The sequence below is a fragment of the Sulfurimonas autotrophica DSM 16294 genome (assembly GCF_000147355.1).
GTDB lineage: Bacteria > Campylobacterota > Campylobacteria > Campylobacterales > Sulfurimonadaceae > Sulfurimonas > Sulfurimonas autotrophica.
Genome location: NC_014506.1, coordinates 1,453,341 through 1,477,895, shown reverse-complemented (window position 1 = coordinate 1,477,895; position 24,555 = coordinate 1,453,341). Strand labels below are relative to the sequence as shown.

The window sequence follows — 24,555 nt, the reverse complement described above, 5'->3', positions numbered from 1 at the left end:
ATCGGAATGTATTTGGCAAATGCAGTAGCTCAATTTGGATTGATGCCTATAAACTTGTTAAAATCAATGTTTTTTACATTTAGTTTTTTATTAATATTCAAATTAATTAAAATTAAGAAAGTTTAAAATGAAAATATTAATAAACGCATTAGGTATTCAAGATTCAGGTGGCATAACTGTACTTGAAAAAGTTTTACTAGAGTGTCTTAAAAATAAAAATAGTAAGTACTATATAGTATGCAATGATAATAAAAATATTAGAATACTGATAGAGAAATATCAAAACACAAATTATTTGATCTTTCAAGTTATTAAAACAAGAGGTTTTTTGTATAGACTTTATTATGAAAATATAATTTTTAAAAAGATAATAGATAGAAATCATATTGATCTAGTTTACAACTTTTCAGGCTCTGCTCAATTTTTTTTAAAAATACCACAACTGATTAAAATTCAAAATTTATTATTTTATTCTAAGAAACTTGATTGTAAGTATAAACAAAAAAAACAATTTATTTTATGGCTGAAACAAATCTTTTTGAAAAGATTAATATTTAAATTAATGATTAATCAAGCTTCTTTGTTTGAAATACAATCAAATCATGTAAAAGATTATTTATCAGATTATATAGATATTACAAATAAAAATTTTTATGTAAAAAGCGATATAAACGTATCGAATGATATGTTTAAGCATCCAAAACAGTATGATTTTACAAAAAAAGTAAATTTTTTATATATAGTTGGACCACATTTTGAATATATACATAAAAATTTTATAGATTTTACAAATGCTATGATTCAATTAGAACAATATGATTTGAACTTTCAAATAACAGTTACACTTACAAAAGAACAACTTAACAACTCTTCAGTTTGGAGTAAAAAACTTGATTCAAAAACAAACTTTTTAGGATATGTCAACACAAAAGAAGAAGCTGAGAATATATTTACAAATAGTACTATCTTAGTATCTACTTCTATTATAGAAACACTAGGATTACATGTAGTAGAAGCAGTCCAAAATGGAGTATTAGCGATAAGTCCTGAAGAAGCTTATGCAAAAAGTGTTTATGGCAGAAATATGCCAACTTATAAATTGTCTGATATTGACTCTTTTCTTGATACTGTGAAGGAGATTGTTTTATTAGATAATAACAATATAAAAGATATAATTCTTAGCAATCAAAGATACTTAATAAAAAATGAAAAAACTAAATATAAGAGTGTTGTAGATATATTTGATGAAATTTTAAAGGAAAAAGATGTTCAAAAATAAAATATTATTAATTACTGGGGGAACAGGTTCATTTGGGAATGCTGTGCTTCGTAATTTTTTAGATACGGATATTAAAGAGATTAGAATTTTTTCTCGTGATGAATTAAAACAAGATGATATGCGTAAAAAATACAACAATGATAAACTAAAATTTTATATAGGTGATGTTCGTGATGTAAACTCTCTTGAAGATGCTATGAGAGGAGTAGATTTTCTTTTTCACGCAGCGGCATTAAAGCAGGTGCCATCTTGTGAGTTTTACCCTATGCAGGCAGTGGCTACAAATGTTGTAGGTACTGAGAATGTTTTAAATACTGCTATAAAACACAATGTGGAAAAAGTTATAGTACTAAGTACCGATAAAGCAGTTTACCCTATAAACGCAATGGGAATTAGTAAAGCGATGATGGAAAAAGTGGCTGTTGCAAAAGCAAGAAACCTTGGAAAAGAAACTACAATTTGCTGTACAAGATATGGCAATGTTATGGCAAGCCGCGGCTCGGTCATACCTCTCTTTATAAAGCAGATAAAAAACAATGAACCTATTACCATTACAGATCCAAATATGACTCGATTTATGATGAGTTTGGATGATGCAGTAGATTTGGTAATGTTTGCCTTTAAAAATGGAGAGAACGGTGACATCTTTGTGCAAAAAGCACCGGCTGCAACTATTGAACTCTTGGCAAATGCTTTGACAAGCCTTCTCGACAAGCCTGAACATGTAGTGAACATAATAGGCACCAGACATGGTGAGAAGCTTTATGAAACACTGCTTACAAGAGAAGAGATGGTCAATGCTGTCGATATGGGCGATTACTACAGAATTCCATCTGACAGTAGAGATTTAAACTATAACAAGTATTTTGTTAAAGGCGAAGTTATTACTGAGGCAGAAGATTACCATTCACATAATACAAAACAATTGAATGAAGAAGAGATGAAAGAGATGCTTATGAATTTAAGAGAGATTCAATCAGATTTAAAATATTTTAAGGTGAAATAGGAGAATAGATTTATGAAAGTTATGACGATTGTAGGAACAAGACCAGAGATAATTAAATTAAGTCAGGTAATGAAAGAGTTAGATAAATTTACAGAGCATATTATTGTTCATACCGGACAAAACTATGATTATGAGCTTAATGAATTATTTTTTGAACAATTAGGTGTGCGAACACCAGATTATTTTTTGGAAGCTGTAAAAGGTACTCCATCTGAAACTATTGGAGATATCATTGCCAAGGCAGATGAATTATTTGCAGATTTACAACCTGATGCTCTTTTAATATATGGAGATACAAATAGTTGTTTAAGTGTTATTCCTGCTAAAAAAAGAAAAATACCTATTTTTCATATGGAAGCTGGAAATAGATGTTTTGATCAGAGAGTTCCTGAAGAGATAAATAGGAAAATCGTAGATCATTTAAGTGATATTAATTTACCGCTTTCGGAACAAGCAAGAGATTATTTAATAGCTGAAGGCATTAAGCCTGAAACGGTGATAAAAACTGGTTCACCTATGATGGAGGTTTTAAATGCAAATATGGAGAAGATTTTATCCAGTGATATTCTACAAAAAGAGAAGCTAAATCCTAAAGAGTATATAGTAATGAGTATTCATAGAGAAGAGAATGTTGATTCTCCCAAAAACTTTAACGATCTTTTAGATTCAATTGCAGAATTAACGAAGAAATATACAATGCCTATTATTATATCTACACATCCAAGAACTCGAAAAAAACTAGAAGAGATTGGATACGAAGATAAGAATCCTTTAATAAGATTTTCGAAGCCTTATGGATTTCATGAGTATAACAATCTTCAAATGAATGCTTTTTGTGTTATTTCAGATAGCGGTACAATAGCCGAAGAAGGTTCAATTTTAAATTTACCAGCTGTTACAATAAGACAAGCTCATGAAAGACCTGAAGGCATGGATGAGACTACCGTAATTATGTCTGGACTTAATAAAATTAGAGTTATAGAAGCTGTAGAAGTTGTAACGAAGCATAACTTAGAAAATCCACGAGCTATACATCCAGTTAAAGATTATGAGGTAGATAATGTATCGAAAAAAATATTAAGAATAATATTGTCATATACTGATTATGTTAATAGGACAGTTTGGCATAAGGAAATTTAGATTTTGAAAAAAAAAGTTTTAGTTTTAGGTTCTACAGGTTTAATAGGCCATCAAATATATAATTATTTAAAGTTAAATAGTGATTATGAATTATTTAATATGTCATATAGAAAAAAATTGCAAGACGATACGATATTAGTAGATGTGAGAGATGAAAATAACTTTCTAAACATTATTAAAAGTTTAAAACCAGACTATATTGTTAACTGTATTGGCATACTTATTAATGGAGCAAATGAAAATCCTGAAAATGCAATTTTTATAAATGCGTATATGCCTCATAGATTAGCTCGATTGGCAGGTGAACTAGACGCAAAACTGATACATATCTCGACTGATTGTGTTTTTTCAGGAAATAAAAAAGAGCCTTATGTTGAGAGTGATGAAAAAGATGGTAAAGATACTTATGCAAAAACAAAAGGTTTAGGTGAAATAATAGATGATAAACATCTTACTCTTCGTACTTCAGTAGTAGGTCCAGAGTTAAAAGAAGATGGAGAAGAACTGTTTCATTGGTTTATGAACCAAAAAGGAACAATAAATGGATTTACAAAAGCTATCTGGTCGGGTGTCACTACACTTGAGCTTGCCAAAGCTGTTAAATGGGCTGTGGAGAATGATATAACAGGCTTATATCACATTACAAATAATGATTCTATCAATAAATATGAGTTACTTAATCTATTTAAAAAGTATACACAAAAAAATATTGAGATTGTAGCTGTTGATGGAAAGCAGGTAGATAAAAATTTTGTTGATACAAGAAAAGAAATCAATTATAAAATTCCTAGTTATGAAATGATGATTAGAGATATGGTTGATTTGATAAGAGAAAATAAAAATTATTATAAACAATATGATATTGGATTGAAAGATTGAAAAATAAAAAAATTCTGATAGTTACCGAGTATTTTCACCCTGAAGAGTTTAAAATCAATGAAATAGTACTAGCTTGGAAAGAAAAAGGTTATGATGTTGATGTATTAACTCAAAATCCTACATATCCTGTTGGAAAAATATTTGATGGCTATGAAAATAGATGGTTTTCTCATGCAGAGTATCATGGTGTGAATGTATACAGGGTGAAGGCAGTTACCGGGTACAGAGAGAGTTTATTTAAAAAGCTTTTGAAGTATTTTACTTTTATGGTTTTGGGCAGTTTTGTAAGTTTGAAAATCGGTAAAAAGTATGATTATGTCTTTGGGTTTGATGTTGGGGCTTTAACGGGAATGGTACCGGCTGTGGTACTTAAAAGGTTTTACGGTAAAAAAGTTACTTTATGGGTACAAGATGTATGGCCGGACAGTGTTTATGCTTATGGATTTAAAAAGAGAAAATTTTTAAAGACTATTTTAGATGCTTTTGTGAGATCTGTTTACAAAAATAGCTCCAGTCTCGCAGTTTCAGGAAAAGGTTTTATTAAAAAAGTCCAGCCTTATGTAGAAGATAGTAAAATCATCGAGTATCTGCCAAACTGGGCAGATGAATTTAATAAAGATTTAGAAAAGTTTGAATTTAGTGAAGATGAAAAGGTGCATTTTACATTTGCTGGAAATATAGGAAAAGTTCAGAACCTAGATAATGTTATAAAGGCTTTTGGAAGTTTAGATGCTCCTTTGTTGGATAAATCTCAACTGAATATAATAGGGGATGGGTCTCATTTAGAAGAGTTAAAAAAGTTAGTTGAGAAAAATAACTTTAAAAATATAGTTTTTTGGGGAAGAAAACCGAGAAATGAAATGTACAGATATTTTTCTGCAAGTGATTTTTTGATTGTCTCTTTAATTGACAAGCCAATATTTTCGTTAACCGTACCTGCAAAAGTACAAACCTACATCGCAGCTAATAAGCCTATATTGGCAATTATAAATGGCGATGCTGCTGACATCATTAAAGAGAATAATTTGGGATTTTGTGCAAAGCCGAATGATTTCAGTGAAATAAAAAATATTTTTACTAAAGCGATTGAGAGTGATAAAAAAAGCATAGAGGCATTTACAAAGAACTGTGAATTGCTCACACAAACAACTTTTAATAAAGCAAAAATCATTGATTCTTTATTTGATTTACTGACTAAGGAGTCTGTGTGAATTTATTAGTTACGGGTTCAAGTGGATTTGTGGGGAAATATTTTATAGAGAAATATGCTGACAAGTATAACATTGAAACATTTTCATTTTTACATGATGATTTTGAAAATTTAGATCTGAATGGCATAGATACTATTGTGCATTTATCCGCCCTTGTGCATCAGATGGGTGGAGCCGAATCCACTGAGTATGAACGTATAAATGTGACTCAAAGTGTGGAACTTGCTAATAAAGCTAAAGCTTCTGGTGTAAAGCAGTTTGTGTTTATGAGCAGTGTAAAAGTGTATGGAGAAGAAACTAATAGTGCTTACCGTGAGAAGACTACATGTAAACCAGAAGATGAATACGGAAAAAGTAAATTAAAAGCAGAACTTGAATTACAAAAGCTTGAAGATGAGAGTTTTAAAGTAAGCATTATAAGAACACCGATAGTATATGGATATGGGGTAAAAGCTAATATTAAAAACTTGATTGGTTTAGTTCAAAAAGTTTCTGTTTTACCTTTTGGAGATATTCAAAACAAAAGAAGTATGGTTTATGTGGGGAATCTTTGTTTTTTTATGGATACTATCATTGAAAAGCAGTTAAGTGGTGTTTTTCTTACGGCTGATGAGAGGGCTTTTTCTACTACGGAGTTGGTAGCGCTTATTGCTAATGCGTTGGGTAAGAAAGTTTATTTGATTCGGGTGCCGTTTTTTGAGAGTTTTTTGAAGGTTGTTAAACCTTCTTTTCATAAAAGATTGTTTGGGAGTTTAGAAGTTGATAATCATGACACTTTGACAAGACTTTTTGGCGAAGCTAAAGCATCGCTTCCTTATAGTATTGAGGATGGAGTTGGGTTTATGATAAGTGGAGAAGATAGATGATATATGTTGCTTTATTTTTGCTCTCTTTTGTTTTAACATACTTTATAAAAAACTATGCTATTAAAAAGTCATTGGTTGCAGAGGTAAATGAGAGAAGTTCTCACTCCGCACCTACGCCTCATGGTGGAGGAATTGCTGTAGCTGTTACTTGGTTTATCGGAATTTCTTATTTGTTTTTTGCCCATTCCATAGATAGCTCTTTTTACTATGCTTTGATGGCTGGTGCACTACTTGCAGTTGTGAGTTATATAGATGACCTGTATGAACTGAGTGCTAAAGTTCGTTTGCTTACGCAGGCTTTGGTCGCAACTTTTGGGCTTTACTTTTTAGGTGGTTTTGAGCGTTTGGATCTTTTTTTCTTTACTATAGAGAGTCCAATAATTACAAATGTTTTTGCTTTTTTTATGATTATTTGGTTTATAAATCTTTATAACTTCCTTGATGGCATTGATGGGTATGCCGGAAGTGAGGCTGTATTTCTAGGGCTTGCCGGGTTTATACTTTTCGGTGGGGCACATTTTCTGGTTTTAGTTTTTGCGGTACTTGGTTTTTTAGTTTGGAACTGGCACAGGGCGAAGATATTTATGGGGGATGTCGGCAGTACTTTACTTGGTTATACTGTTGCAATTTTTACAATATATTATGCAAATCAAGATGCTGCAAATCTATGGATATGGTTAATACTTTTTGGGCTGTTTTGGTTTGATGCGACTTTGACACTTTTTAGGCGTTATAGAAATGATGAAAAATTATCACAGGCTCATAGAAAGCATGCGTATCAACGATTGAATCAAAGTGGATGGGCGCATGATAAGGTTGTCATATCTGCAATGGGTGTGAATGCTGTGTTGTTTGGGTTGGTTTATTTTATTTCGAATGTGTTTGTTGCGTTTGTTTTGTCAGTTGTGCTGCTTTATGGTGTTGTAAGGTATGTTGATGGGAAAAAGGGCTTTTAGGAAAGGTTACAGAAAAAAATTTAGTTTTTTTCTAAGTCACGCTTTAGCGTTTGAAAACATTGCTTCCGAAGAACATTGGATTTTTTCCGGAACCCGGAATTTATTCTGGACTGATTTTTTCGTTAATACTGCTATAATTATAAATACAATTTTATAGGAAGAAAATGAATATAGATAAACGAATACTAAATTTTTTAGTCATAATTGTTTTAAGTTTTATAACGTTCGTGTGGACTTTTTTTATATTTCATATACCATTTGATTTTACGGTTGTTATTAGTGTTATATTTATACGTATGTTGGCATCTGCTTTTATACTTAAAGATTATTCACTTTCTTGGTCGAAGGCATCGCAAAAAACATTTTTAATTAAGAGTATTGTATATGTTATTGCATTTGTAGTGTATATGCCACTGTATTATGGAAAGATTTCTATTTCGTTTTTTGTTTCTGAACTTTTTTTATATATTTTTGCAATCAATTTTTTAATGTACTTTTACTACTATATTATAAACAGAAATGATGTGAAAAAGACGAAGTCTGTTGTGATTTACGGAGCAGGAAAGGCCGGTATAAAACTTGAGAGCGAGTTTGCAAATACGGAATATAAAGTGAACTATTTTGTGGATGACAATAAGATTATTCAGGGGCGCTCCATTGATTCTGTGGCTGTACTTTCTAAACAAAAACTCAAAAAAATCATAGGAAATGAAAAAAAGTTTAATTTGCTGGTAATTGCCATGCCTTCTGCTCCAAAAGAGAGAATAAAAGAGATATATGAAGACCTCTCGGCTTATTTTCAAGAGATAAAAATCCTTCCTTCTATGGATGAGATACTTAAAGATAAAGATTTTTCCACACAGCTTAAAAACATCTCTGTAGAAAATTTACTTGCGCGTAATCCCAAGGATTTGGACAAAAACAAGATTGAAGAGTTCATAAAAGATAAAACTGTTTTAGTAACTGGTGCAGGTGGAAGCATCGGGAGTGAGATATGCAGACAGTGTGAAAAGTATGGAGCAAGAAAACTGATACTTTTGGATCACAGCGAATATAATCTTTACGCTATTTTGGAAGAATTGAAAAATGTGGATGTTGAGCCTGTTATGCAGAGTGTTATAAATGTAGAGCATTTGGATGAGACTTTTGCAAAGTATCAGCCGGATCTTGTCATTCATGCTGCTGCGTACAAGCATGTACCTTTGGTTGAATCGAACATTTATGAAGGTATATTGAACAATGTAGTGGGTACGAAAAATGTCATAGATACATCCATAAAGTATGGTGTGCAAAAATTTGTAATGATTTCAACAGACAAAGCAGTACGCCCTACAAATGTTATGGGAACAACAAAGCGTATTTGTGAGTTGTATGCACAAAATTCTAACGGGCAGGGCACGGACATCGTGGCTGTTCGATTTGGAAATGTGCTAGGAAGTAGTGGAAGTGTAATACCGAAGTTTAAATCTCAAATTCAAAACGGGCAAAATATTACTGTGACACATCCCGACATTACCCGCTACTTTATGCTGATTCCTGAAGCGTGTGAACTGGTGCTTCAAGCCGGAGCTATAGGAACGGGCGGCGAGATATTTATACTTGATATGGGAGAGCCTATCAAAATAGTTGATTTGGCAAAAAAGATGATAGAACTAAGTGGGAGAGAAGACATCAAAATAGAGTTTAGCGGCTTACGTCCCGGTGAAAAACTCTATGAGGAACTGCTAATAGATGACAGCGACGTACAAACGGAATATGAATCTATAACAGTGGCACAACCGACAGCATATAACTTGAAAAAATTAAACCAAGATATAGAAGAACTACTTACATGTAAAGACAAGCTGAAAAAACTTAAAGAGATTGTGCCTGAGTTTAATCACCAGACAAACAAGTAGCTTAGGTTTAGAACATCAGGATTAAAGATATATTGTTTAGAGCAGCTTTAGGTTTCATAAAGTAACATCATTCATCTTAAATTACAAATTTATGACAATTTGCAATGAAAATTATAAAATATTTATTTTTATTGTATACTAATTCCATCTTAAAAAAAGGGGTTAAAATGAAGATTTTAGCTATGTTGGTTATGGGGTTTAGTTTTATGTTTGGTGCTGTTGATATTAACAATGCAAATAAAAGTGAGTTGATGAGTTTAAAAGGGATCGGTACTAAAAAAGCTGATGCTATTTTGGCATATAGAGGGCATGATTGTTTTAAAAGTGTTGTATCACTTACGAATGTAAAAGGGATTGGTCCTAAGTTTATAGAGAAAAATAAGAGTGAATTGACTGTGGGTGCTTGTAAGAAGTAAAGAATTTACTTAGGCTTTAAAGTATATTAGCCCAGACTGAAGTTTTGGTTCCGAGAAAAGTTGTTTTTATTCTTTAGGAAGCAAGGTTTCAACCTTGCCTTTGAGGCTTTGAAGATACACAGTCCAGACTGAAGTCTGGGATAATTTAGACTAATACATGTCCTACAAACTTACTCATGTTATCCAAAATATTCCCGCCTTTTCGAAAACTTAATCCACAGGCTTCATAGGCGAAAAATACACCTGGTTGGTATTTTGCGCCATGGACATCTTTAGGAAACTCTACATACTCTTGGTATACTTTTTTATAATTGTCATATGGCCCTTGTGTTTGTGTTATTACAGTGTCATCTGCATCAATTATTTTTGTGTTTGCACCTTCTCTTCCAAAGACCGGTTTTTCAACTTGTTTTACGCCTTTGAGCGGTTCAAATGATGTTTTTAGCAGATATGGAGAGTCCGGAAAGAGCTCATATAAAACTGCCATCATTCCTTTGGACTGAAAAAGTAACGTATATGCCGGATTTAAAATGATGGCTTTTTGATTTTGAATAATATTTGTGAGTGTAGTTGCGAGTTCGGGTTCATCAACTGCTATATCTTCCCACGGGTAGAGTTTAAACCAGTACTCATAGTTTATATCATCTGTATTGTATATGCCATCTTCATCAAAGCGTACATTTTGCAAAAATTCAAATTTTGTTACAAATCCGGCATCTGTTGCCATTTGTTGCAGCAGTTTGGTTGTCGCTTCCTCTTCATCATTACCCTCAACAGAAGAAAAAAGTATTTTCCAGCCGTCATAAAGCTCTTCAAATTTGTCCGTATCATCAAAAAGAGTGATGAGCTTTTTGAAGTTTTCACTTATAGCTTCATAAACATTGTTAAATTGATGTTCTTCATCCATGTTGTTTGATTTTAAAATTGCCCATTGAAGCAGAGCAGTTTCAAAGAGTGCTGTAGGCGTGTCGGCATTAAATTCTATAAGTTTAATATCTTGTCCATCAACACCACCAGCTAAGTCAAAACGGCTGTAAATATGCCAATGTACATCATTCTCCCAGCTTTTTTTGATTGTTTCTATGAGATTAAATGGGATGCCTAAATCGAAAAAGAGGTTGTTGTTTATGACATATTCGGCAGCCTCTACATACATGTCGTAGATGGCATTTGTCGCTTCATAGTAGGCCTCTGCCTCTTCTTGTGTAACTTCTACAAGTTCATCACTTACATACTTGCTGCCATCAGTATCCGTATGCCAGGTAAAGCCTATTTCTTCTAGGGTTTCATCATCTATCGGGTTTAGTTTTTGTGTGGTTATCATATTTTATCCGCCGAAAAATCCGCCGCTGGATTTACTATAACTTGAGCTTCTTGAACTTCCTCCAAAGAAACTTTTTCTGCTGCTTGAAGAACTTCTTGCTGCTTTGCCTGCTGCTGAACGACTGTACGCACTTCTGTTTACACTACTTGAGTTTCTTGAAAAGTTTTTGTTGTTCATAAGAGCATTACCTATCATATTTCCCAGTAAACTTCCGGCTGCAACGGCTAGAATGGTGCCGGCAAGACCCATACCGGCACTTCCTGAATTGTCTTGGAGCGTTTCACTTGTGCCGTTTTCTACTTTTTGATACTCTTGCTGGGCTAACTTTTTCATCTCTTCTTCATTCATAAAGCGTTCTGTGACTCTGCCATCTGCATCATGCTCTCTGATAATTGCACGAGAAGGACCTTCTGTCGGCATCTCTTCTACAACTTTATATTTTCCATTTGGTTGTTGTTCTATAACCAAAAATTTATTTTGTGCTTCTTGTTGCTTTTGCTCGCACCCTGTAAGTGTACTCATCATTAAAACACCGGCAGTTCCTAACGCAACTCCGCTGGCAATTGAAGAAATATGTTTCATTTAGTATTGACCTTGAATTTTATTTTTATTTAGAATTATAACTTTTTTTAGTTCATTATCGTAAAATGTGATTGTTTTTCTGCCGTCATAGTAAATATTTCCATGATATGAAAATTTATCAGTTTTAAGTGTGACATCTTTTTTCATCAACATCATTTCACCAACTGCTTTTCCAATAGGCGGAATGAGTGTAGAAAAAGAGAGTACAAACAGCGAGCCAACAACAATGAGAGCCGTTTTTGTGTTTGCATATATTATCAAATATCCAATAATGACGGTAAAAAATAGAAATAGAAATAGATTTTGATGGTCTGCAAATAAAATATTATAGTATACATGTATATCATACAATTCAATATAGTTCAGCTTTACGCCCAATATCACGAAAAAATCTAGTATAAATGTAAAAAACATGCCGCTCAGTAGTGCCTGTATTAGCTTACTCATCGTAACCTCTTTATCTTTTTGTTGTTTATTTTGTAAAGTTTTGAAGCTTTGCCTTCAAAGAGTTTGTTTTTATCTTCCACTATTATATCAGCTTTTTCTTCACAAAAAATTCTTGAAAAGTTTTTTCCGCTTTCGTTGGCTGAAGTAGAATATTTCCATTGTATTTCTCTTAAAAAAGATGAGTGTGATGAATCGTTGGCAACTCTAAAAGAAAAGTTTTTTACTATAAATGTTGTTTTTTTTAGTCGTCTGACGAGGTTTTTTTGAGCGTTTGGCACTCTTTTTTTGTCTTGTTTGAGGGCTTTAAAATTTTTATAAACTTTTATAAATGGTTTTGATGGCTGGCGGGATTTAATGTCACATAATTTTAGGGCATCTTGTGACAAAAAACCGACAGTAGTGTCGGTTTGTGTCAGTATAACTTTTGTATCTATATTAGAAAGTCTTGAAGTGCTGTTGAACTTGACCATTTTTCATCTTCCATTTCATCAAGAGCGAGTATTAAGGCTCTTGCTGCGCTGAGTGTGGTAAAGTAAGGAATATTTCTTTTGAGTACCTCTTGACGAATGACAACAGCATCTTTTTTAGATGTATTGTTATCTGATGTATTGATTGCCATAGATATTTCATCATTTTTCATGCTGTCTTCGATGTTTGGACGGCCTTCAGAGATTTTTAGTACAACTTCACAATCTATGCCTGCATCTTCTATAGCTTTTTGTGTTCCTTTTGTAGCAACGAGTTTAAATCCATGCTCTAGTAGGCCCTTAGCTATTTCAGGAGCATATTTTTTGTCTGTATCTACAAAAGAGAGAAAACATGTTCCACTTGTCGGAATTTTATTGCCTGCACTGAGTTGTGCTTTTGCAAAACTGATACCAAAACTTTTGCTGATTCCCATCACTTCGCCTGTTGATTTCATCTCAGGGCTTAAAACTAAATCAGCTCCATAAAGTTTGTGAAAAGGAAAAACCGCCTCTTTAACAGATACATGACCTTTTAGGCGAGGGCGAAGCAGACCGTTATGCTCCTCTACAATATTATATTTATCATAATACTCAAGGGCACTTCTAAGTGTTTCACCCATCATAACACGTGTTGCTACTTTCGCAAGAGGCATACCGGTTGCTTTTGAAACAAAAGGAACAGTACGAGATGCACGAGGATTTACCTCTATAAGATAAATTTCATCTTGATAAATTGCATATTGAACATTCATCAGTCCTCGTACACCAAGACCAAGAGCAATAACTTTTGTCTGCTGTTCTACTTTTTCTATCATCTCTTTGCTTAGATTCATTGGAGGTAATGAACAGGCACTGTCTCCCGAGTGAATACCTGCCTCTTCGATATGTTGCATAACAGAACCAATGTAAACATCAGTGCCGTCACAGATACAATCAACATCAAGTTCAATAGCCTGATCTAAAAATTTGTCAATTAAAACAGGTGCTTCATTTGAAACAGAAATTGCCAAGTCCATGTACTGGCGAAGTTCATCTTCAGAATAAACTATGCGCATACCTCGACCGCCAAGAACGAAAGATGGGCGAACAAGAACAGGGTAGCCTAGTTTATTTGCTATGACATATGATTCTTCTTTTGTACGGGCAAGACCATTTGCAGGTTGTTTGAGATTATGTGCTTTTACAAAATCTGAAAACTGCTCTCTGTCTTCTGCCAAATCAATTACAGACGATGGTGTTCCAGAAATTTTAGCACCGATTTTTGTGAGTGAATCGGCTAGTTTAAGTGGAGTCTGTCCTCCAAAATGAACTATGATTCCATCAGGATTTTCATTTTCTATTACTTCTCTTACATGTTCAAAATCAATAGGCTCAAAATAAAGAACATCAGATGTGTCATAGTCAGTAGATACTGTTTCAGGGTTACAGTTATACATAATAGTCTCTATACCCATCTCTTTAAGTGCAAATGCAGCATGTACACAACAGTAATCAAACTCAATTCCCTGTCCGATTCTATTCGGTCCGCCGCCTAAAATGAGTACTTTTTTCTTGTCACTTTGTCTGTTTGTGACATTTGGCAGTTTTGTAATGTTTGTTGTTGAATAAAGATACGGAGTGAGTGCCTCAAATTCAGCTGCACAAGTGTCAACTTCATTAAATTCCAGGCTTACATGTAAGCTCTTTCTTGCTGCATAAATTTCATCTTCTTTGATTGTTTTATTTGAGTTTTTTGCGATAAGCTGGGCAATTCTTTTGTCTGAAAAACCATCAACTTTAACACGGCGCATAAAATCGGCATCTGTTAAAATATCCGCAGTTATTTTTGATTCGAGTTCTATCATCTCTTGCATTTGGTATAAAAACCATGGATCGATTTGGCATGTGTCAAACATATCTTTAACGCTCATACCGCGTCTAAAACCTTCTGCTACATAAAGGATCCTGTCAGCATTGGGGCGACGGATTTCATGTTTTACAAATTCTGTGTCTGCATCAATATCATCAAAACCGCAAAGCCCTGTTTCAAGTGAACAGAGTGCTTTTTGAACTGATTCTTTAAAAGTACGACCGATTGCCATAACTTCACCGACTGATTTCATAGATGTACTTAATGTGCTTTGTGCTTCAGGGAACTTTTCAAATGTAAAACGAGGTATTTTTGTTACAACATAATCAATAACCGGCTCAAACGCAGCGGGTGTTCCTGTGATGTCATTTTCAATCTCATCAAGCGTAAATCCGACAGCTAAAAGTGTTGCAACTTTGGCAATTGGATACCCAGTAGCTTTTGATGCAAGTGCAGACGAGCGTGAAACACGAGGATTCATCTCAATAACAATCATGCGTCCTGTTTTAGGGTCAATAGAAAATTGTACGTTTGAACCGCCTGTGTCCACACCGACTTCACGTAAAATCGCAAAAGAGGCATCACGCATTCTTTGGTACTCTTTGTCTGTCAATGTAAGGGCCGGAGCAACTGTAATAGAGTCTCCCGTATGAACACCCATAGGGTCAAAGTTTTCAATAGAACATACGATGATGCAGTTGTCTGCTTTGTCGCGGATAACTTCCATCTCATACTCTTTCCAGCCGAGCATAGATTCCATGATTTCAATTTCATTGACTGGTGAAGCAGAGATTCCTTCTTGGGCTAGTTTTTTGAACTCTTCCATGTTATAAGCTACACCTGAACCGCCACCGGCGAGTGTGAATGAAGCTCTGGAAATTACTGGAAAACCAATCTCTTTTACAACTTCTATAGCCTCTTCAACGCTGTAAGCATTTCTACTTTTTGGTAAATCCATACCGATTTTAGTCATTGCTTCATTAAAAAGCTGTCTGTCTTCACCTTTATTGATTGCTTCGGGTTTTGCACCTAAAAACTCTATTCCCTCAAGCATACCCTTTTCATACATACTCATAGCGACATTAAGTGCTGTCTGTCCACCCATAGTTGGTAAAACAGCATCTACATTTTCATCTTTTATGATTTTTGCTATGACATCTTCTTTGATAGGTTCTATGTATGTTCTGTCTGCAAACTCAGGATCTGTCATAATGGTAGCCGGGTTTGAATTTATAAGAATAACACGGTAACCCAATTCTTTTAAAGTTTTAACAGCTTGCGTTCCAGAGTAGTCAAACTCACAAGCCTGACCGATAATAATCGGACCAGAACCTATAAGTAAAATAGTTTTTATGTCGGTGCGTTTTGGCATTTGTTACCTCTTGAAAATTGTATATAAAAATTTAGAGATTATAGCCAAAAGGCACTTAATAGCAGTTTAGCTTAAACGGCTTTAGTATTCAAAAGTATATATTACTGAAGCAAGCCCTGAGTAAATAAATCTGTTGTTTACCAGAGGACTGTTATACGCACTGTTTGGAATTTTGTCTGCTCTTATGTTGAAAAATGCTGATAATTTCTTTGTCAGCGGATATTTTACATATGTTTGAACTCCAAATTCAAAGCCTCCATTTGGAGAGTAAGCAGGACGATTGAGTGTTGCTTCTGAATTTTTGACGCCATAATAGTAATCAACAAATTTTTTAGGCTGATATAAAACAAGAACACTCGGATAAAAAGTAAAATTACCTGCTTTGAACTCATCACCAACTTCAACTCTGCTTACCCAGGAATTATATTTGTTCAATACATCTGCTAAGAGCATAACCTCAATGTAGGTAGAATTTTTATAGCCGGCACTAAAAGCAAGTCCACCCTCCAGCGTTGAATCTTTATCACTCATTCCTTTTAAATAGTCTGAGTCTGATGCTTTATAGCCTAGCGTACGAGGCTGCACAGTTAAGGAAAACCCCCAAGAATAATCCTCTTTTTTATCCCCTAAAAAGTAGACACCAAATCTGCTCCATCTTGCATAAACGATAGAGTTGTCAAAAAAGATTACCGGTGAAGGCAATACCAGAGTTGAAGCACCTTTATAGGGTTCACTTTGAAAATAGGGCCCTGCACCGATTGTCAGTTTTTGTTTGCTTTGGTCTGCTGCAAGATTAAAAAACAGCAACATTAAAATTACGATATATTTCATTTTACACTCCTTATCATGTGAAAATAACTTGGTTCATTCGCCTTGTAATACTGTTCAACTACAGCATTCTGATAGCCTTGAGACTTTGTAACAGAAATTATTTTTCCGACTTTAAGCCCTTTAAAAAAGATGTTGTCCAGTCCTGATGTTAGCACTTCATCCCCTTGTTTAATATTAAACCATGCCGGTATAAAGTTTATGACTATATTTTTTGCATTATTCCCATGTGCAATGCCCGGTGCTTTTTTTTCACCTACATATACAGAATAGGCACTTTTTATATCGGAATTTAGGAGCGCAAGCGGTTTGTTGTTTTTATCTATAACGATTCCGGCTACTAGTTCTTTATAGGTTAAGCCGTAAATTTTAGAGGCATTATAATCAGGTATATCCATCCAAAGCCTGTTTAAATTACCAAATTTTTCATAGGATACAGCACGAACAAGTTCTACGTTAGGATTTGTTTTTAATGAAGAATTATTTTCTTTATATATGTCGTTAAGTTCAGAAGCCAGTTGCTGCATAACAAGATGATTATTTTCATATTTTTGAAGTTGATTTTTTAAATTTTCTATCTCTTGGGCTTGAAATATATGCTTGTCTATTTTATTTTCAAAAAATTCTAGAGTGTTAAGGTAGCTTGATTTGATGGAATTAAGTGCTGAAATAATCGGGGACTGAATAAGGTTGTTGTAGTACAGGGCACCCACAAAGAGTGCCATAATAATGAAAAAATAGCTAAATGACTTTTTATTCATTCTCAAAAAGTTCTTGTAGAAGGTCTATCTCTTCTAAAGCTCTTCCTGTCCCGCGTGCAACCGCTAAAAGTGGTTCATCTGCTACAAAAACAGGTATTCTTACGATGTCTGAGAGATATTTGTCCAGCTGGCGAATTAAAGCACCGCCTCCTGTTAAAATAATACCGTGATTTACGATATCACCGGCTAAATCAGGCGGCATTTGCTCCAAGACGTCCCGAAGTGCTTCTGCAACTTCTTTGAGTGGCTCTTTCATCGCATCTCTTGCATCTTCACTTGTAAGTTCAACAGAGCTTAACAGTCCTTCTACCTGGTCGCGTCCGTTGACAACCATTGTAAGATCCTGGTCAAGTGATACAGCAGTTCCTATATTAATTTTAATCTCTTCGGCAACTCTCTCACCGATTAGCAGATTGTATTTTTTTCTTACATAGTTGACGATGCCTTGATCAATTTTATCTCCGGCTGTACGAATTGACTTTGAGAGTACAAGGCCGCCAAGAGAAACAACACCGATTTCAGTGGTACCACCACCGATGTCTACTACAAGATTACCCTGAGGTTCACGAATGTCAACACCCGCACCGATAGCTGCAGCCATAGGCTCTTCTATTAGGAAGACTTCACGTGCTCCGGCACTTAAAGCAGATTCACGAACCGCTTTTCTCTCAACCTGCGTAAGCCCGTAAGGCACACAAATAATAATACGAGGAGAAATTAAAGAGCTTCTTCCATGTGCTTTTTCAATGAACTTACGTATCATTTTTTCTGTCATATCAAAATCGGCAATAACACCATCACGCATAGGACGGATTGCTTTGATGTTTCCAGGTGTTTTTCCTACCATTTCTTTTGCTTCATGCCCGACTGCCAAGACACGTTGCTGGCCGTACTTTTCAGTTTTTACAGCAACAACTGAGGGCTCGTTGATGATGATTCCACGTCCTTTTGCTATAACGATTGTATTAGCAGTTCCCAAGTCGATTGAGAGGTCATTTGAAAAAAGTCCGACTATTTTATTAAATATCATTTATTGTGCCTTATGCTGTTTTTTGTGTAGTTTTTTTAATGTAAACAGGTTTTTCACCATTCTCGATGACCTCTTTTGTAATCATGACTTCATAACCGCTGTATTCAGGAAGTTCATACATGATATCTATCATACTTTCTTCTAAAATTGCACGAAGACCGCGGGCACCTGTTTTACGCTTAATCGCTTTTTGTGCAATGGCACGAAGTGCATCTTCTTCAAAGTTTAGCTCAACTTCATCAATGGCAAAAAGTTTTTTATACTGCTTTACGAGTGAATTTTTAGGTTCAGTCAATATGCGAACCATGTCATCTTCAGTGATTTCATTGAGTGAAGCGATAATCGGCAGACGTCCGACAAGCTCCGGAATAAGTCCATAATGAACTAAATCATCAGGCTCAACCATATCAAAAGTAGGTTTTTTTTCATCTTTTGTTTTTTTGTCATGCCCGAAACCAAGAACATTTTCACCCTGTTTGCGCTTGAGTATCTCTTCAAGACCATCAAATGCGCCACCGCAGATAAATAAAATATTTGTTGTATCAATGGCAGTAAATTCTTGATTTGGATGTTTTCTTCCACCTTTTGGCGGAATATTTACAGAAGAACCTTCTATGATTTTTAAGAGGGCCTGTTGGACACCTTCACCTGAAACATCACGGGTAATAGAACGGTTTTCACTCATACGTGATACTTTGTCTACTTCATCAAGGAAAATGATACCTTTTTGAGCACGTTCTACATCGCCATCAGCTGCCTGAATAAGTTTTGTTAAAATATTTTCAACATCTTCACCAACATAACCGGCCTCTGTAAGACTTGTTGCATCCGCAATTGCGATTGGTACATTTAAAACTCTCGCAATAGTTTGTGCCATAAGTGTTTTACCACTTCCTGTGGGTCCGATAAGCAAAATATTTGATTTTGCAATCTCTGTATCATCATCAGCGGCATTGTGCATTTTAAATATACGTTTGTAGTGATTGTAAACAGCAACACTTAAAAGTTTTCTTGCACGTTCTTGACCAATAATATATTCACCCAAGAAAGCATCAAGCTCTTTTGGTGTCATTAGTTTGTGTACTGCATTAACAAGTTCGCTATTGTCTTCTTTTGCCAGCTCTTTTTCATCACCAAACATTATTTTATAAGCAGATACAACACAGTTTTTACAAATGTAAACACCGTTGCCTGCTATTAAGGGGTTTTGTTCGCTTTCGCTTGCATCGCAAAAGCTGCAATGTCTGTGTATCATATATTTTTCCTTTCAAACGGAATTCCGCGTTTTGTTTTAATGACAAAGTTACATAAGTCTGTTACATAATGGTTGTCTGAATTTTCAAGCAATTCGCTTGCCGTATCTTTGAGTGGTTTGCCTGATTCAAAAAGCTCTCTATATGCTGATTTGAGTGCATTAATATCATCACGTTCTAAATGTCTTCTCAGCCCTGTTAAGTTCAGCCCTCGAAGTGAAGCACGGTTTCCTTCAGCCATACAAAATGGAGGAACATCCTGTGCTAATGCAGAGGCTCCGCCTACCATAGCATAATCACCCACATGTACAAATTGATGTACCGGTGTCATGCCTCCGATAACGACATAATTACCCAATTCAACATGTCCGGCAAGTGTTGCGGCATTTGCCAAAATACAGTGATTGCCGATGATAACATCATGTCCCAGGTGGACATAACCCATAAAGAGGTTCTCATTACCGATGATAGTTTTACCACCGCCGCCTTTTGTGCCCGGATTAAAAAGAGTAAATTCACGGATAGTATTGTTGTCACCGATTATGAGTTCAACATCTTCGCCGTTGAATTTCAAATCTTGCGGAATTGAACCGATAACTGCATGCGAAAAAATTTTGTTGTTTTTGCCGATTGTAGTTTTTCCGTAAACACAGCTGTTCGCATCTATAGTGGTTCCATCACCAATGCTCGCTTCACTTGATATAAAACAAAATGGTCCAATTGTAACATTTTGACCGATAACTGCGCCGTCTTGGATGACGGCTAATTTAGATATTTGAGACAAAAAATAACCTTTTACTTATCTACTATCATAGCTTTTAATTCTGCTTCGCTTGCCAATTTATCATCAACATATGCTTCACCTTTAAGCATCCAGATAGTACCTTTTTGTTTTATTACAGAAATTTTGTATTCGAGTCTGTCCCCTGGTTTTACAGGGCTTCTGAATTTTGCTTTGTCAATGCTCATAAAATAGACTACTTTGCCGGCTATCTCTTCTTCAGTTAAATCACCCATACTTAAAAATGAGAGTATTCCGCCTGCCTGCGCCATACCTTCTAAAATCATAACACCCGGATAAATCGGATGTCCGGGAAAGTGCCCTTGAAACACAGGCTCTGAAATGGAAACATTTTTGTATGCAGTAATTGATTCGCCTTTTGTCATATCAGTAACTCTATCGACCAATAAAAAAGGGTAACGGTGTGGTAGTATTTTTTGTATTTCTGTAACATCCATAAGCATTAATATAAACCTTGTAACAATAATTTTTTGATATTTTATCTAATTTATTGTTAAGAAAAGATAATAAGTTTTTCTTTGGTGTCTTCGTATGCCTTTGCATCCAAATAAATTGAAAGCTTTGTCTGCGGTATTTCATTTACTACTATAATAGGTGTTAAATCGTAGTCTGAGCCTGATAATGTATTTCTCAGTATGCGTTCTTTGTTAAAATCCAGCGGATTGTAAATAAGCTCTTTGAGTGTTTTATAGTTTGAATTACTTAAATTATTGTAGGTTAGTAATGTAATAAATTTTATCTCTTCACGGTTTAAATAATGAATACCGTTATGAGAAAATTCTATACGTCCCTGTGCTTTTTTTCTCGGAAGTGTTGAGTAACTTAGAGCATAGGCTTCAAGGAGATCTTTTTTTCCTGAAATAAGCTTAAAATTAAACTGTCTGTAATTAAGAAATTTTTGTTTGACTATTTTATACTCTTTATTTTCATCTTCCAGCGCATTTCTTGTTGTATACATTTCAAGGCGTTCTTCAATGGAAGAAGGAAGTGTCTGTCCTGAAATTGGTGAAAACATCTCATCCATCAGTTTGTTTTGCTGCTCTCGCTGCATTGTAAGTCCAAAAATACAGCCGCAGTAGTCCTGACGATAAAGCTGCTCTTCTTTTGTAACACGGCTTTGGTCTTGCGTCCCACCACCGCTTCTGTAATCAACAGCAATAAATTCAACACCGTGAGAGGCATAAAACTCATCGCCGACACGTTTGAGTTGTTCTTGAGATTTTAACGGGCTGACAAGCAGGGTAGTGGTGATTTTTTTCTCGCCGAGTTCGAGTGCTTTTTTAGCACTGGTTGTAAAGCGTTTGTCAAAACATACTTCACAGCGAGCACCTTTTTCAGGCTCACGTTCTAGACCGCGTACGGCTTGCAACCAGCTTTCATAGTCATACTCACCTTCAAGGAGTTCAATACCGAGTTTGTTGCAACTGCGCTGTACATCAAGCAGACGCAGTTGATACTCAGAGTATGGATGAATATTAGGATCGTAAAAAAAGCCGGTAAGTTTTTCATCAGGAAAATCTTTTTGGAGTTTTTCCAAGAAAAAGTGTGAATCAACACTGCAACAGATATGTACTAAAATGGGTTTTTCCTAGTCTCTTTTTTCGTGAATCTCTATAGTTTTGATTTCATCTTGACCTTCTATAGAATCTAAAACTTGGAAACTCTCAGCATCATTTTCTTCTATACCGCCAAAAACAGTGTGCACGCCGTCAAGGTGTGGACATGGAACAAAACAGATAAAGAACTGGCTTCCACCAGTATTTGGTCCGGCATGTGCCATAGAAAGTGTTCCTTTTACATGTTTATGTGTATTTTTGCTTGTTTCACATGCAATAGCCCAATCCGGTCCGCCTGTACCTGTACCTTGAGGACAGCCGCCTTGTGCCATGAAACCTGGGATTACACGGTGAAAACTAAGGTTGTCATAAAAACCTGTTTGTGCCAAATGTGCAAAGTTTGCAACCGTGTTTGGTGTTTCTTCAGAATAAAGTTTAATCCAAATATCACCTTTATTTGTAACGATTTTTGCATATTGTAATTTTGCTAATTCATCTTCGCTTAAATTGTATTCTTTTAGTTGTGTTCTTCCAAACATAATAAAACCTTTCTATTGTAATTTTTGAAATTATAGTAAAGATTTCTTAATATTTGTAAGATATAATTTTTGCAACTAATTTTAATAAAATTGTTTTAAAGAGTAAAACAAATATAAGGATTGCACAATATGTCAGCAATAGAGAAAAAACCGGTTTTTAAGCCAAATAAAGAGTTTGCAAAAACTGCTAGAATTAAAAATATGTGTGAATATCAAGATTTACAGGATGAAGCTACTGAAGACTATGAAGGTTTTTGGGGCAGATTTGCTAAAGAAAAGCTTGACTGGATAGAACCATTTACCAATGTTATGGATGAATCAAAATTTCCTTTTGTAAAATGGTTTGAGGGCGGAAAACTTAATGTGTCAGCACAATGTATTGACCGTCATTTAGATACACGTAAAAATAAAGCTGCGATTATCTTTGAAGGAGATCGTGGAGATAAGCAGATAGTTACATACTTGGAACTTTACTATAATGTAAACCGTTTTGCGAATTTGCTAAAAAATGAATTTGGTGTTAAAAAAGGCGACAGAGTTGTTATTTATATGCCGATGATTCCCGAAGCCGCGTATGCAATGCTTGCATGTGCCAGAATCGGGGCTATTCACTCTATAGTATTTGGCGGATTTTCTGCTGAAGCATTGAAAGACAGAATTGAAGATGCTGATGCAAAAGTGGTAATTACGGCAGACGGTGCTTATAGAAAAGATAAGCCGTATATGCTTAAACCTGTTGTTGATGCTGCTTTAGAAGGCGATACACCGGTTAAAAAAGTTTTAGTTGTTGAGAGAAATAATGAAGATATTACATGGGTTGCAGGACGTGACTACTCATATAATGAGCTTATAAAATCTCAAGAGGTTCATTGTGAGCCGGAGGTTATGGATAGTGAAGATCCTCTGTTTTTACTTTATACTTCAGGTTCAACAGGGAAACCAAAAGGTGTGCAACACAACTCTGCAGGATATATCCTTTGGGCTCAAATGACTATGGAATGGGTATTTGACGTAAAAGAGAATGATACTTACTGGTGTACTGCCGACGTTGGCTGGATTACAGGACATACGTACATAGTTTATGGACCACTTGCAATGGGTGCAACGACTGTAATGTTTGAAGGGGTTCCAACGTATCCTGATGCTGGTCGTCCTTGGAAAATGGTTGAAGAGTATAAAATTAATCAATTTTATACTGCACCTACTGCTATTCGAGTACTGCATAAAATGGGTGAAAATGAGCCGGCTAAATATGACCTTAGCAGCTTAAAAGTACTTGGAACTGTTGGTGAACCGATTGATCCACCGGCATGGAAATGGTACTATGAAGAAGTTGGTAACAGTAAATGTGCTATCGTTGATACATACTGGCAGACTGAAACAGGTGGACATATAGTTTCTCCGCTTCCGGGGGCTACACCTATTAAACCTGCTTGTGCAACATTCCCTGTTCCTGGAATTATGGCAGAGGTTTTAGATCCTGAGACAGGTGAAAAAGTAGGAGCCGGTGAGAGCGGTTACATGTGTGTAACGCGTCCTTGGCCTTCAATGATCCGCGGTGTCTGGGGCGATGAAGAGAGATTTGTGAAATCTTACTTCGGTGATGTAAAAAAAGACGGTAAACCTGTGTATTTTACAGGGGACGGTGCAAATTATGATGAAGACGGATATATTACTATTACAGGTCGAACGGATGATGTTATTAACGTAAGTGGACATAGAATGGGAACTGCTGAAGTTGAAGCGGCTATTAAAAAACATTCAAATGTTGCCGAGGTTGCCGTTGTCGGTAAACCGCATGAACTCAAAGGTGAAGGTATATTCGCTTATGTTGTTCTTAAATCAGACAAAGGTGTTGCCGATGAAGTAGAAGAGGTAAAAGCAATTAATAATATCATTAAAAAAGAGATAGGAAATATTGCTATTTGTGATGATATGGTTTTCGCTCCCGGTCTTCCAAAAACCCGTTCCGGAAAAATAATGCGCCGTATTCTACGCTCAATTGCTAAAGGCGAATCGATTACACAAGATATTTCAACGCTTGAAGATCCAAGTATAGTTGAAAAAATAGAAAATATGGTAAAGTCTAAATAA

General features: G+C 35.2%; 23 protein-coding genes. 10 read left to right on the top strand and 13 right to left on the bottom strand.

All coding sequences use genetic code 11. The features are described 5' to 3' along the window. The first annotated feature begins 127 nt into the window (after window positions 1-127). The 9 genes from SAUT_RS07550 (at window position 128) to SAUT_RS07510 (ending at window position 9,651) form a co-directional block, all read left to right on the top strand. Window positions 128-1,279, top strand: coding sequence for a glycosyltransferase (locus SAUT_RS07550; protein WP_013327293.1), 1,152 nt, complete (start codon window positions 128-130; stop codon window positions 1,277-1,279). Beyond that, a complete protein-coding gene (locus tag SAUT_RS07545) occupies window positions 1,266-2,285 on the top strand; it encodes a polysaccharide biosynthesis protein (RefSeq protein WP_013327292.1) in 1,020 nt (339 codons plus the stop codon). Before SAUT_RS07550 ends, SAUT_RS07545 begins: the two co-directional genes overlap by 14 nt. Before the next feature lie 12 nt (window positions 2,286-2,297). Next, window positions 2,298-3,425 carry a non-hydrolyzing UDP-N-acetylglucosamine 2-epimerase gene (gene wecB / locus SAUT_RS07540; protein ID WP_013327291.1) on the top strand — a complete coding sequence of 376 codons (1,128 nt, stop codon included), beginning with the start codon at window positions 2,298-2,300 and terminating at the stop codon, window positions 3,423-3,425. Window positions 3,426-3,428: 3 nt separating this feature from the next. Then, window positions 3,429-4,304, top strand: a complete 876-nt coding sequence (locus tag SAUT_RS07535; RefSeq protein WP_013327290.1) for a dTDP-4-dehydrorhamnose reductase family protein — start codon at window positions 3,429-3,431, stop codon at window positions 4,302-4,304. After that, window positions 4,301-5,515, top strand: coding sequence for a glycosyltransferase family 4 protein (locus tag SAUT_RS07530; protein WP_013327289.1), 1,215 nt, complete (start codon window positions 4,301-4,303; stop codon window positions 5,513-5,515). The genes SAUT_RS07535 and SAUT_RS07530 overlap by 4 nt, the downstream gene beginning before the upstream one ends. After that, window positions 5,512-6,381: an NAD-dependent epimerase/dehydratase family protein gene (locus SAUT_RS07525; protein WP_013327288.1), complete on the top strand. Its 870-nt coding sequence runs from the start codon at window positions 5,512-5,514 to the stop codon at window positions 6,379-6,381. The genes SAUT_RS07530 and SAUT_RS07525 overlap by 4 nt, the downstream gene beginning before the upstream one ends. Then, window positions 6,378-7,337, top strand: coding sequence for an MraY family glycosyltransferase (locus SAUT_RS07520; protein WP_013327287.1), 960 nt, complete (start codon window positions 6,378-6,380; stop codon window positions 7,335-7,337). Before SAUT_RS07525 ends, SAUT_RS07520 begins: the two co-directional genes overlap by 4 nt. A gap of 164 nt (window positions 7,338-7,501) precedes the next feature. Continuing rightward, window positions 7,502-9,235 (top strand): polysaccharide biosynthesis protein, encoded by a 1,734-nt coding sequence (locus SAUT_RS07515; protein ID WP_013327286.1) that lies wholly within the window; start codon window positions 7,502-7,504, stop codon window positions 9,233-9,235. A gap of 167 nt (window positions 9,236-9,402) precedes the next feature. Then, window positions 9,403-9,651: a ComEA family DNA-binding protein gene (locus SAUT_RS07510; protein ID WP_013327285.1), complete on the top strand. Its 249-nt coding sequence runs from the start codon at window positions 9,403-9,405 to the stop codon at window positions 9,649-9,651. A 145-nt stretch (window positions 9,652-9,796) separates the two neighbouring features. On the opposite strand, the gene SAUT_RS07505 is transcribed toward SAUT_RS07510, so the two are convergent. The 13 genes from SAUT_RS07505 to SAUT_RS07445 form a co-directional block, all read right to left on the bottom strand. Beyond that, window positions 9,797-10,975 (bottom strand): glutathionylspermidine synthase family protein, encoded by a 1,179-nt coding sequence (locus SAUT_RS07505; RefSeq protein WP_013327284.1) that lies wholly within the window; start codon window positions 10,973-10,975, stop codon window positions 9,797-9,799. Between the two features lie 3 nt (window positions 10,976-10,978). Then, complete coding sequence (locus SAUT_RS07500; protein WP_013327283.1) at window positions 10,979-11,557, bottom strand: Cj0371 family chemotaxis-regulating polar lipoprotein; 579 nt, start codon at window positions 11,555-11,557, stop codon at window positions 10,979-10,981. Then, window positions 11,558-12,004, bottom strand: coding sequence for a hypothetical protein (locus SAUT_RS07495; RefSeq protein WP_013327282.1), 447 nt, complete (start codon window positions 12,002-12,004; stop codon window positions 11,558-11,560). Next, window positions 12,001-12,474 (bottom strand): Sua5/YciO/YrdC/YwlC family protein, encoded by a 474-nt coding sequence (locus tag SAUT_RS07490; protein WP_013327281.1) that lies wholly within the window; start codon window positions 12,472-12,474, stop codon window positions 12,001-12,003. The genes SAUT_RS07495 and SAUT_RS07490 overlap by 4 nt, the downstream gene beginning before the upstream one ends. After that, window positions 12,435-15,692, bottom strand: coding sequence for a carbamoyl-phosphate synthase large subunit (carB, locus tag SAUT_RS07485; protein WP_013327280.1), 3,258 nt, complete (start codon window positions 15,690-15,692; stop codon window positions 12,435-12,437). Before carB ends, SAUT_RS07490 begins: the two co-directional genes overlap by 40 nt. 81 nt (window positions 15,693-15,773) lie before the next feature. Continuing rightward, the gene (locus SAUT_RS07480; RefSeq protein ID WP_013327279.1) at window positions 15,774-16,523 is read right to left on the bottom strand and encodes a MipA/OmpV family protein; all 750 of its coding nucleotides are present in this window, start codon (window positions 16,521-16,523) and stop codon (window positions 15,774-15,776) included. Beyond that, window positions 16,520-17,281, bottom strand: a complete 762-nt coding sequence (gene mreC, locus SAUT_RS07475) for a rod shape-determining protein MreC (protein WP_013327278.1) — start codon at window positions 17,279-17,281, stop codon at window positions 16,520-16,522. Before mreC ends, SAUT_RS07480 begins: the two co-directional genes overlap by 4 nt. After that, window positions 17,274-18,311: a rod shape-determining protein gene (locus SAUT_RS07470; RefSeq protein WP_013327277.1), complete on the bottom strand. Its 1,038-nt coding sequence runs from the start codon at window positions 18,309-18,311 to the stop codon at window positions 17,274-17,276. Before SAUT_RS07470 ends, mreC begins: the two co-directional genes overlap by 8 nt. Window positions 18,312-18,321: 10 nt before the next feature. Then, on the bottom strand, window positions 18,322-19,566 hold the full coding sequence (gene clpX / locus SAUT_RS07465) for an ATP-dependent Clp protease ATP-binding subunit ClpX (protein WP_013327276.1): 1,245 nt from the start codon (window positions 19,564-19,566) through the stop codon (window positions 18,322-18,324). Continuing rightward, on the bottom strand, window positions 19,563-20,348 hold the full coding sequence (gene lpxA, locus SAUT_RS07460; RefSeq protein WP_013327275.1) for an acyl-ACP--UDP-N-acetylglucosamine O-acyltransferase: 786 nt from the start codon (window positions 20,346-20,348) through the stop codon (window positions 19,563-19,565). Before lpxA ends, clpX begins: the two co-directional genes overlap by 4 nt. Before the next feature lie 11 nt (window positions 20,349-20,359). Continuing rightward, on the bottom strand, window positions 20,360-20,809 hold the full coding sequence (fabZ, locus tag SAUT_RS07455) for a 3-hydroxyacyl-ACP dehydratase FabZ (RefSeq protein WP_013327274.1): 450 nt from the start codon (window positions 20,807-20,809) through the stop codon (window positions 20,360-20,362). Window positions 20,810-20,859: 50 nt separating this feature from the next. Then, window positions 20,860-21,945: an epoxyqueuosine reductase QueH gene (locus SAUT_RS07450; protein WP_013327273.1), complete on the bottom strand. Its 1,086-nt coding sequence runs from the start codon at window positions 21,943-21,945 to the stop codon at window positions 20,860-20,862. A gap of 9 nt (window positions 21,946-21,954) precedes the next feature. Continuing rightward, complete coding sequence (locus SAUT_RS07445; RefSeq protein WP_013327272.1) at window positions 21,955-22,461, bottom strand: peptidylprolyl isomerase; 507 nt, start codon at window positions 22,459-22,461, stop codon at window positions 21,955-21,957. Between the two features lie 129 nt (window positions 22,462-22,590). Here SAUT_RS07445 and acs point away from each other — a divergent pair, with 129 nt between their 5' ends. Next, window positions 22,591-24,555, top strand: a complete 1,965-nt coding sequence (gene acs / locus SAUT_RS07440; protein ID WP_013327271.1) for an acetate--CoA ligase — start codon at window positions 22,591-22,593, stop codon at window positions 24,553-24,555.

Coding starts and splice junctions, on each gene's coding strand:
- SAUT_RS07550 (WP_013327293.1), top strand. CDS start 128: ATGAAAATATTAATAAACGCATTAGGTATTCAAGATTCAGGTGGCATA.
- SAUT_RS07545 (WP_013327292.1), top strand. CDS start 1,266: ATGTTCAAAAATAAAATATTATTAATTACTGGGGGAACAGGTTCATTT.
- wecB (WP_013327291.1), top strand. CDS start 2,298: ATGAAAGTTATGACGATTGTAGGAACAAGACCAGAGATAATTAAATTA.
- SAUT_RS07520 (WP_013327287.1), top strand. CDS start 6,378: ATGATATATGTTGCTTTATTTTTGCTCTCTTTTGTTTTAACATACTTT.
- SAUT_RS07515 (WP_013327286.1), top strand. CDS start 7,502: ATGAATATAGATAAACGAATACTAAATTTTTTAGTCATAATTGTTTTA.
- SAUT_RS07510 (WP_013327285.1), top strand. CDS start 9,403: ATGAAGATTTTAGCTATGTTGGTTATGGGGTTTAGTTTTATGTTTGGT.
- SAUT_RS07505 (WP_013327284.1), bottom strand. CDS start 10,975: ATGATAACCACACAAAAACTAAACCCGATAGATGATGAAACCCTAGAA.
- SAUT_RS07500 (WP_013327283.1), bottom strand. CDS start 11,557: ATGAAACATATTTCTTCAATTGCCAGCGGAGTTGCGTTAGGAACTGCC.
- SAUT_RS07495 (WP_013327282.1), bottom strand. CDS start 12,004: ATGAGTAAGCTAATACAGGCACTACTGAGCGGCATGTTTTTTACATTT.
- SAUT_RS07490 (WP_013327281.1), bottom strand. CDS start 12,474: ATGGTCAAGTTCAACAGCACTTCAAGACTTTCTAATATAGATACAAAA.
- carB (WP_013327280.1), bottom strand. CDS start 15,692: ATGCCAAAACGCACCGACATAAAAACTATTTTACTTATAGGTTCTGGT.
- SAUT_RS07480 (WP_013327279.1), bottom strand. CDS start 16,523: ATGAAATATATCGTAATTTTAATGTTGCTGTTTTTTAATCTTGCAGCA.
- mreC (WP_013327278.1), bottom strand. CDS start 17,281: ATGAATAAAAAGTCATTTAGCTATTTTTTCATTATTATGGCACTCTTT.
- SAUT_RS07470 (WP_013327277.1), bottom strand. CDS start 18,311: ATGATATTTAATAAAATAGTCGGACTTTTTTCAAATGACCTCTCAATC.
- clpX (WP_013327276.1), bottom strand. CDS start 19,566: ATGATACACAGACATTGCAGCTTTTGCGATGCAAGCGAAAGCGAACAA.
- fabZ (WP_013327274.1), bottom strand. CDS start 20,809: ATGCTTATGGATGTTACAGAAATACAAAAAATACTACCACACCGTTAC.
- SAUT_RS07445 (WP_013327272.1), bottom strand. CDS start 22,461: ATGTTTGGAAGAACACAACTAAAAGAATACAATTTAAGCGAAGATGAA.
- acs (WP_013327271.1), top strand. CDS start 22,591: ATGTCAGCAATAGAGAAAAAACCGGTTTTTAAGCCAAATAAAGAGTTT.